The sequence below is a fragment of the Clostridium sp. UBA4395 genome (assembly GCF_002390995.1).
Taxonomy (GTDB): domain Bacteria; phylum Bacillota; class Clostridia; order Clostridiales; family Clostridiaceae; genus Clostridium_J; species Clostridium_J sulfidigenes.
Genome location: NZ_DGRF01000053.1, coordinates 40748 through 49943, shown reverse-complemented (window position 1 = coordinate 49943; position 9196 = coordinate 40748). Strand labels below are relative to the sequence as shown.

General features: G+C 27.7%; 10 protein-coding genes. 1 reads left to right on the top strand and 9 read right to left on the bottom strand.

Annotation, left to right across the window (positions count from 1 at the left end; genetic code table 11):
* Nucleotides 1-40 precede the first annotated feature (40 nt).
* The 8 genes from B2694_RS09705 to B2694_RS09670 form a co-directional block, all read right to left on the bottom strand.
* On the bottom strand, nucleotides 41-319 hold the full coding sequence (locus B2694_RS09705; RefSeq protein WP_346885556.1) for a hypothetical protein: 279 nt from the start codon (nucleotides 317-319) through the stop codon (nucleotides 41-43).
* 52 nt (nucleotides 320-371) lie between these two features.
* On the bottom strand, nucleotides 372-815 hold the full coding sequence (aroQ, locus tag B2694_RS09700) for a type II 3-dehydroquinate dehydratase (RefSeq protein ID WP_346885555.1): 444 nt from the start codon (nucleotides 813-815) through the stop codon (nucleotides 372-374).
* A gap of 18 nt (nucleotides 816-833) precedes the next feature.
* Entirely contained in the window at nucleotides 834-1646 is an 813-nt protein-coding gene (aroE, locus tag B2694_RS09695; RefSeq protein ID WP_346885554.1) for a shikimate dehydrogenase, read from the bottom strand.
* A gap of 37 nt (nucleotides 1647-1683) precedes the next feature.
* On the bottom strand, nucleotides 1684-1962 hold the full coding sequence (locus B2694_RS09690; RefSeq protein WP_346847361.1) for a chorismate mutase: 279 nt from the start codon (nucleotides 1960-1962) through the stop codon (nucleotides 1684-1686).
* Nucleotides 1963-2116: 154 nt separating this feature from the next.
* Nucleotides 2117-3064: a patatin-like phospholipase family protein gene (locus tag B2694_RS09685; protein WP_346885553.1), complete on the bottom strand. Its 948-nt coding sequence runs from the start codon at nucleotides 3062-3064 to the stop codon at nucleotides 2117-2119.
* A 64-nt stretch (nucleotides 3065-3128) separates the two neighbouring features.
* Entirely contained in the window at nucleotides 3129-4034 is a 906-nt protein-coding gene (locus B2694_RS09680) for an alpha/beta hydrolase (protein WP_346885552.1), read from the bottom strand.
* A gap of 164 nt (nucleotides 4035-4198) precedes the next feature.
* Nucleotides 4199-4972 carry a peroxide stress protein YaaA gene (gene yaaA, locus B2694_RS09675; RefSeq protein WP_346885551.1) on the bottom strand — a complete coding sequence of 258 codons (774 nt, stop codon included), beginning with the start codon at nucleotides 4970-4972 and terminating at the stop codon, nucleotides 4199-4201.
* Nucleotides 4973-5037: 65 nt separating this feature from the next.
* On the bottom strand, nucleotides 5038-5691 hold the full coding sequence (locus B2694_RS09670; RefSeq protein ID WP_346885550.1) for a pentapeptide repeat-containing protein: 654 nt from the start codon (nucleotides 5689-5691) through the stop codon (nucleotides 5038-5040).
* A gap of 355 nt (nucleotides 5692-6046) precedes the next feature.
* On the opposite strand from B2694_RS09670, the gene B2694_RS09665 reads away from it, so the two are divergent.
* A complete protein-coding gene (locus B2694_RS09665) occupies nucleotides 6047-6955 on the top strand; it encodes a patatin-like phospholipase family protein (protein ID WP_346885549.1) in 909 nt (302 codons plus the stop codon).
* Nucleotides 6956-7101: 146 nt separating this feature from the next.
* On the opposite strand, the gene B2694_RS09660 is transcribed toward B2694_RS09665, so the two are convergent.
* The gene (locus tag B2694_RS09660) at nucleotides 7102-9195 is read right to left on the bottom strand and encodes a GGDEF domain-containing protein (protein WP_346885548.1); all 2094 of its coding nucleotides are present in this window, start codon (nucleotides 9193-9195) and stop codon (nucleotides 7102-7104) included.
* Between the last annotated feature and the right edge of the window lies 1 nt (nucleotide 9196).

Below are 9196 nucleotides of genomic sequence, written 5' to 3'. Positions count from 1 at the left end.
TATTTCTTAGTGCGACAGCCCCATTTTTAATTTGATTCTACTAATTCTCATTTAATTCTTCTAAAAGCCTATCAAATTCTCTTATTTCAACCCAATCATAAAGATTAATGTTTTCCTTTGAATGATATACCCTGAAATCTTCTATGGATACTTTAACTTCATTTTCTCCCTCGGTTGTGAACCATAGGTATTTTTCATTACAAGAAATCAATTCTTTTATTTCGCTAAAAGGGTTAACATCATCCTCATAATAAAATCTAACTCCACTTTCAGCAAGACTTGTATATATGTCTATTATCCTATTATTAAGCTCATCCATAAGTTTCCCTTCCTCCTAGGTTACAAATATTTAATTAGTATTATAACCTACTTTAGCTAGAAATCTTTATTTTGTTTTCTAGAGCATTCATAGCCATTATATATCCATATTCTCCAAAGCCACATATCTGACCTATACATGCTGGAGCTGTAACCGATTTTTGTCTAAAATCTTCTCTATCATAAATCTGTGATAAATGAACTTCCACAGTATCTATGTTTACACTTTTTATAGCATCATAGATTGCATAGCTATAATGGGTAAAGGCACCTGGATTAATTATTATTCCATCATATTTTTCATAGTATGCCCTTTGGATGAAGTTAATAATTTCCCCCTCTATATTGCTTTGTAACATCTCTATATCATGTCCTAAGGATTTAGAACATTCCTTTATGTAATTTTCAATCTTTTCAAAGCTTTTTGAGCCATATATATTTTTTTCCCTTATGCCCAAAAAATTCAGGTTAGGTCCATTTATAACCATAATTTTCATAGCAATCACCTCTTATAATTAACTAAACTCTCTATTTAAAATTTCATATATATCTTTAATTACTTGGTCATCAATAGAATTCTTTTGCCATATTTCCTGTGCTTTTACGCCTTGTCCTATGAGCATAGATAATCCCCCTACAACTTTTTTTCCTAACTCTTTTCCCTTTAATAAAAATTTTGTTTCTGATGGATTATATACTATATCTACAACTGTTTGAAAATTATTTATGATAGTATCATTAACAGGAGTGGCATCTTCATTAGGAAACATACCTACTGGAGTTGTATTAATTATCATATCTCCTTGAATTTCTTTTAACTGCTCATAACTTATTAGTTGAACTTTTTCATGATTTATTCCCTTATTTTTTTCTGGTGTCCTACTTACTATATAAACATTTTTAACTCCATTGTCTAATAAATAACACACAGCAGCCTTTGTAGCTCCACCATTTCCCAAAATTACAGCTATTGAGTCTTGTATCTTAACATTATATACCTTTAACATATATCCAAAGCCATAGTAATCTGTGTTATAACCATATAGTTTATTATCCTCTAGTGATATTGTATTAACAGCACCTATCCTTTGTGCTTCTGGTGATATCTCATCTAAATACTTAATAATTTCTTCCTTGTAAGGAATAGTTACACTGGCTCCTTTAATTTTTAAAAGTTTAAGTGCATCTATGAATTTTTCTAAATTTCCTTTAGGTATTTCAAATAGTTTATATGCACCTTCTACTTCCATAGCCTGAAATATTATCTTATGTATTCTTGGTGATAAGCTATGTCCTAATTTCTCACCTAGTATGCCGTAAAACTCCATAACATTACTCCTTTATATATGATTAATTTAAATAACTTTACTTATGCTTTTTTATAATGCTCTCTTGCAAACTTCTACTTAACTCCATTATGCTTAAGAAAAATCTTCTTGCTAATAAATCATAGTTCTTATTTTTTAAATTGTCTACATTTTTTTTAATAACCTTTGATTCTCTCTCCTCATCATATATCGGTAAATCATTTTCTTTTTTACAATTAGCTACTCTTATAGCAACATCCATTCTTCTCTCAAATAGATTTATAAGTTCTTTATCAATCTCATCGATTTCTTTTCTACATTGCTCTAATTCATTCACTGCAATTCACCCTTTTCTAAATTATCTATATACATTAATTAAATTTTACTAATATATAATAACACTTATTTATATATTATTTCCACTAAAAATAAATAGACTCCTATAGGAATCTATCTTTTTATCTATATATTTTTACTTTACATAATATTTATTAAAGTTTTTTTATTCCAAGTTTTCTCTTTATTCTTCTTGTATTTCTAGCTATCCAACTTTCCTTATTTTTTTCTTCAAATTCTTGTAATTCACTGTCCATAGCCTGTCTTTCTAATTCTTCGATTAATTGATATCTTGCCATTTCAAAAATAGGTTCTAAAAGATTTTTTGTATCATAGTAACCTCTTTGAATTCTCTTGTTTTTAGACTCTTCATCTAGATTTAATAATCCATCTAATATTTTTGTTTCTATATCTGAAGGAATTAGTTCTATGATTTTTGCATCTGGAAAATCTTCTCTTTTTATTTTAGCTTCTTTAGATAATAGTACAGCTATTATTATATCACACCCTTCTTCATATACTGGTTTTATAGGAGTATTATCTACTAGTCCCCCATCTAAATATGTCTTTCCACCAATTTCTTCACTTTCATATATCATAGGAAGACAAGCCGTTGCTAATAATATACTTCTAGCCTTTTCTTCTTCATAGTCATTTATTTTAAAATATTTAGCAGAGAACTCCGGCATTTCAGTACATGATACATAACATATTTTATTTGACTTTTTTAATTTATCAATATTTATATATTTCTCTATAATATCCTTAGCTCCATCCCTAGGAATATCACCCTGCTCTAATTTCTTTGTCATATATTTTTTTACTAAATTCATATTTCTACTACCAATAGCGAGGGTTACGCCTTTCCTTATTAAGACTTTACTATTTACTGGTAACAGCTTCTCTATAGTAACCTCTTTCCACATTTTCTTAGCTTCTTCAAAATCATCTTGAGCAAATAAAGCTGCATTTATAGCACCTATAGAAGTACCTGAAACTACTTTTATGTATTTATCTATATTTAACTCTTTTATAGCTTTCCATACTCCTATCTCATAAGCTCCTTTTCCGCCCCCACCAGATAATACTAATCCTACTCTCATTCCCCTTCATCCCCCATTAAAATATTATCTTGATTTTAAAATATTTATTAGCGACTTTTTATTATTATATCATTTTAAGAAAGTTTTTTACTTCATTTTCATATTTCTCTTGGTTAGTGGCATAACAAGTATTATGCTTAGCTCTTGGAATTATACATAAGCTTTTTATTCCCTTTTTAATTTCATACATTTCCATGGACATATAACATGGTATTAATTCATCTTCATCTCCATGAATGAACATAATTGGTACTTTGCTTTCCTTTACCATATCCATTGGACTTATTTCTCCTAAAGAAAAGCCACATACTTTTTTTATTTTATGATTAGTGAGATTATAGAAAGGGAAAAAAGGAATCTTGTATTTATTTAACTTTCTTTTTATAACCTCTATTGCATTTGTATAAGCTGATTCCGATATTATAAAATCTATTTTATTCTTTCCTAAAACTGAATACATAAGACCAGTAGCAGCTCCCATAGAATGACCATGTACACCTATAAAGCATTTCTCCCCAACTTTTTGTCTTATACAGCCTACCCATAAATCTAAATCTTCACACTCATATCTTCCATAGGTAGCATAAGTTCCTTCACTATTACCATGACCTCTTTGATCTACTAAAAGAATATTAAATCCTTCTTTTATAAAAAACTTTATATATTGGCAAGACCTGTAGTGGCCAACCAAGTATCCATGCAATAATATTATTATTTTTTTTGAAGGTAAATTACAGTTTAGATAATATCCTTTTAACTTATATCCATCTTTACTTTGTACAATTAGCTCTTCCAATTTTAACGTTTCATACTCATCAAGAGAATATAATCCCATAGTGTAAAGACTATTAAAGGTTTCTATCTTATCACGCTTTTTACCAAGAGTAGCATAATAAAATAAACAATTTATAGTTTTGATAAATATTATAAAAAGTACTGTCATTACAATTAATATATTAACTATTATCATAATTTGCTCCTATTATCATCTTATAATATTTTTGAATAAAAAAACTTGTATTCAAAATACAAGTTTTTTTATTTTATATATTTTAGTAATCCCCTACTTTTTATAATTAATGCACCTTTAATTTCTTTTATAATGTCACATTATTTAATACTAAAATCATAGACCTATGGCATTTTTTCTCTAGTAAAAACTAATTTAGTATTGCTACTTATTTCTTTATTATAACAATAACCTTCTTCTTTAAAATTCTTTAACTCTTCTATATTATCTATATTATTTTTAACAATATAAGTTACCATAAGCCCCCTAGCCCTCTTAGTATATGTTCCTATAATCTTATATTTTCCCTCTATATTTTCTTTAAATTCAACATCATAGACATTAATAGTATCTAGCTTACTTTTATCTATGGATTTAGAGTACTCTAGAGAGGCCAAATTCAAAATTGTCTTATCTTCTTTAAGATTTAAATCATGAACTATATTTTGAGTAATCTTTTTTGTCCAAAATTTATATAAATCCTCTTCAGGTATACCTCTTAACTTTGTAGCCATCTCTAGCCGATATTCTTTTATATTATCTAAAGGTCTTAAAACCCCAAATAAACCTGATAAAATCCTAATATGTTTTTGTGCAAACTCTATGTTTGATCTGTCATATTCAAAAGGATTTATAGCTCTATATACTTCCCCACTAAATCCAAAAATAGCCTGTCTAGTATTTACTTGTTGGTCATAAAAGCATTGAAATCTATTATAATTTACCTTTGATAACTTATTACTAATTTTCATTATCTTAGCTATTTCTTGTAAATTGTAATTTTTAATTATATCTACTAATTCTCTTACTTCACTCATAAATACAGGTTTAGTACTTTCATCTATAAATATTTCTTTTTCAAAATCTAAAGATTTAGCTGATGATATTATTGTTATCATATGTTTTCTCCTAACTTTAAATATCCTAATTAAAATTCATTACTCTGGCAGTCTCTTTAATATACCTATTCCTTAATTACAATCCCTAAAATTCTCGAAAGCGATAGTGCTTGCATTGGAGTAACTACTATTCCATATAAATCTCTTACATCTCCAATAAGTCCTTCTATATCACTATTTCTAAAATCAATTCCTTTCACCATAGCCTTAGATATATCAATTTGCCTCATACTTACATCTTCAAAGTTTACTTTGTTAAATTTACTATTTTCAAATATTACATTATTAAATGATGAATCTATAAAATTTACATTTTTAAGAGTAGAGAAAGATATGTTACTATAGTCACCGTTACACTGATTTAATGTGACATTTTGAATATTTGTATCTGTCAAATCTATACCTATAAGCTTACAGTTTTTCATTTCTACCCTATGCAGAATTCCATTATTTAAATTAGAATTTGATAAATCACAGTTTTCAAACTTTACATCTATAAATTCAATATGAGGAAATTTTACATTTCTAAAATTTACATTTTTAAATATAACTTCCGAAAATTCAACATGTGATGCACACTCATTACTTATGTCACAATTAAGCATCATTACATTATTAAAATAATCTTCATCATCTATATTCTTCTCTAAAAAATATATCTCTTCATTTATTGCTGTAATTTTAGGTAATAATACATTTTTTACTTTTCTTTCTTCCATATTCCTTCTAGCTATGTACTATATATACTTAACATAGCTAATCTTCACCCTCCTTCACTGTTTTCATTTAATCTAATTATTATCTATCATATTTAAATATTCCCCAGGTAATCTCAAAAACCTTCATAAACAGAGTTCTTAGCTTCTTGATGCCTAGAAATCGTTATCCAGGGACATAGAAGGTCTTTTACTCCCACTTTGAAAAAGGTGGGAGTATTAGAGCTGGTAGTCATCGGATAAACAGCGTTCTTAGCTTCTTCATAAGTCAAAGATATTTTAAAACAAATAATAACATATTCACATACCTACATAATCATTAATACAATAATCATATAAGCTACAACGGAGGTATGTAATGTCTACATTCAGAATTATTGTATTTGATGGTGGAGGAATTCGTGGTGCCCTATCCACACGTATATTAAAACGCATTTATAATAAATATCCTGATATCTTAAAGTATACAAACTTATTTGCTGGTACTTCTACAGGTGCTTTAATAGCCTTAGCTCTAGCTTCTGGAAAGGATGGAAATTATGTTGATAACTTGTACAACTATGAGACTGTAAAAAGTATATTTTATCCTTCTCATCTTAACCTTTTCAGACCTAAATTTAATAATAAAAACTTAAGAGAAGTCATATTATCTGTATTTACAGAAGACCTTACCCTTGGGGATCTTGAAAAGTATGTATTCATCCCATCCTTTAATGTGAAAGGTTTTTCATCCGATAACTGGCAATCTGTATTTTTTAATAACCTTTCTCGTGGTTCAACATACACATCTAAGGTTGTAGATGTGGCTTTAGCTAGCTCTGCCGCTCCTACTTATTTCCCTTCATACAAGAACTTTATAGATGGAGGTGTAATTGTAAATAATCCTACAGCCGCATCTATGATTTCTGTAATGAAACTCCTTAAACCTAAACATTCACTATCCGATTTTCGTATATTATCTATTGGTACTGGCTCAACACTTAACCAAATAAAATCAGATACATCTTCTTGGGGTGCTCTTCAGTGGATGCTCAGACCGAAATGTAATGTTAAAACACCTTTGGTTTCAATTCTACTAAATGATACACCTCTAGAAGACTTATATTGTAAAGAGCTTATCGGTCCAAACTACTTTAGAATAAATCCTATACTGAAATATAAAATTCCTCTTGATGACTATTCAAAAGTTCCATTACTTAAAGATGCTGTGGACAATCTAGATCTTTCCGATACCTTTAAATTTATAGAAAATCATTTCTTACATTAGTACAAAATTAATTTAATATAAAAAGTTATTCTATAGTAATTCCTTTTATCATTATAGAATAACTTTTTTATTTTTATGTACATTTTCTAATTAAATAAATTAAATAAATTAAATAAATTTATATAAATTTATATAAATTTATATAACTAAGAATAATTTTCATATTTTACAAGTTTATTTTTCCCTTCAGCTTTAGCTATATATAATGCTTCATCTGCGAAATTAATACATTGATCAATGCTCTTCTCTTTACCTGAATACATAAATACACCTAGGCTAGAGGTTACTTTTAATTTAGATTTTTCTCTATAATATGTATTAGCTCTTTCAATTGATGTTCTTATATTGTCACAGATTGAATAAATCTTTCTTTCACTTATACCTTGTAAAATCACTAAAAATTCTTCCCCACCATATCTCCCTGCAACTCCATGATTTTTAACATTATTTTTAATTATGCCTCCAACCATTTTTAATACACCGTCTCCATAACTATGTCCATACTTATCATTGATTAATTTAAAATCATCAATATCTATCATTATGACAGCTAATTTCTTTCGTTCTCTTTGACAATCCTTAAATATTTTCTCTCCCTTTTCAAATATTTCCATCCTAGACAGTAATCCCGTTAAAAAATCATGAGAAGAAAAATATTTAGTTCTATTATAAAGACAAGAATTCTCTAAAGCTATAGCAACATAGGATGCTAATATCTTTAATTTGTTTAAATCATTTTCTGTATATGTATTTTTCTTATAGCTTTGTACATTTAAAAATCCTCTAACCTTATCCTCTAGAATTAAAGGACAATACATTGCTGATTGAGTATTATTATCACTTACTTTTACCTTAAGGGTTGGTACATACTTTTTATATTCTTTATACAGATCATTAATTAAAATAGTGCTTCTATTTCTAACACAATAAGCTCCTATGCTAGTTTCATCTTCTATATGAACATTCTTTAAATTCAGCTTATTTCCTCTATCTATAAATAGTGCATAATCTAAAATTCCTTCTGATTCCTTAAGGGTAGAAACACCAACCACTTCTGCATCCATAATCATTGATATTTCTTTATGTATATTTTCTAATATATTCTCAAAATTAAGATCTGAAGTTATTTTTTGCCCTATAGTTGATATTACTTTAATGTCATCATATAATGACTTAAATATAGCTGCTTCTTGCTTATTCTTTTCATTTTCTAAATCAGCAAGACTTAATTCACTAGTTATACAGTTCAATTCATTATTTATTTCAACATACTTCTCATAATACACTAATGCTTCCTTATATTTATTAATCTCCTTGTTAGATAAATACAGTTGTTTATATATATTTCTACTAATTAGTACGCATTTATTTTTTTCAGATATTTCTAATGCCTTTACTAGCTTATTAATAGCTTCATCATATTTATTATTAATTAAATCACTCTGAGCCCAAGACTCTAATATGCTAGCTTGAACTTCATAATAATCCCTCTTTGTGGCATGCTCTAATGCAGCTGAATAATCTTCTTCTACTTCCTTATGATTACCAGCCTTAAAATTAATTTTTCCCCTTATCCTTAAAGCTTCACTTCTAATAATTTCATAATTTAGCTTTTCTCCAATTTCAATTGATTCATTAATGAAATTCATGGCCTTCTCTAAATTGCCAAGTTCACATTCAATTTCAGCAATAACTTGATACATATTTGATTTCATATTATCATTATAACCATAAGGTATGTCTTGCAATGAATCTATAATTTTTTTAGCTTCATTATATTTTTCTAAATTTATATAATTAACACAAATATTATTTAATATTATTAAAAAAAACTTATCATTTTTTATTTCTTTTGCTATTTTCAAAGCAATCTTTCCCCATTTTGTACTCAATTCACATAATCCTAATTGAAAGTAGGCACTCATAAGACCATTTGATACATATAATTTCCCTTTTTCATCACTTATGCTTTGAAATAATGTATTAGCTTTTAATAACCACTGTACTCCCTTTTCATATGTACCTGAATAATTAAAATACCACCCTATAGTTCCACTACACCAAGCTACTCCTTTGATATTTTCATTTTCAGTACATATTTTTAAACCTTCATCTAATATACTTTTAGCATTGTCTAGGTTACTTACTAGCTGTTCGTTAACATACTCTATAAATTGGTCTATGTAATCTGAATCTTCCCTAAGTCTATTTAGTACATCTTCTTTTGAATCTTTGTACATA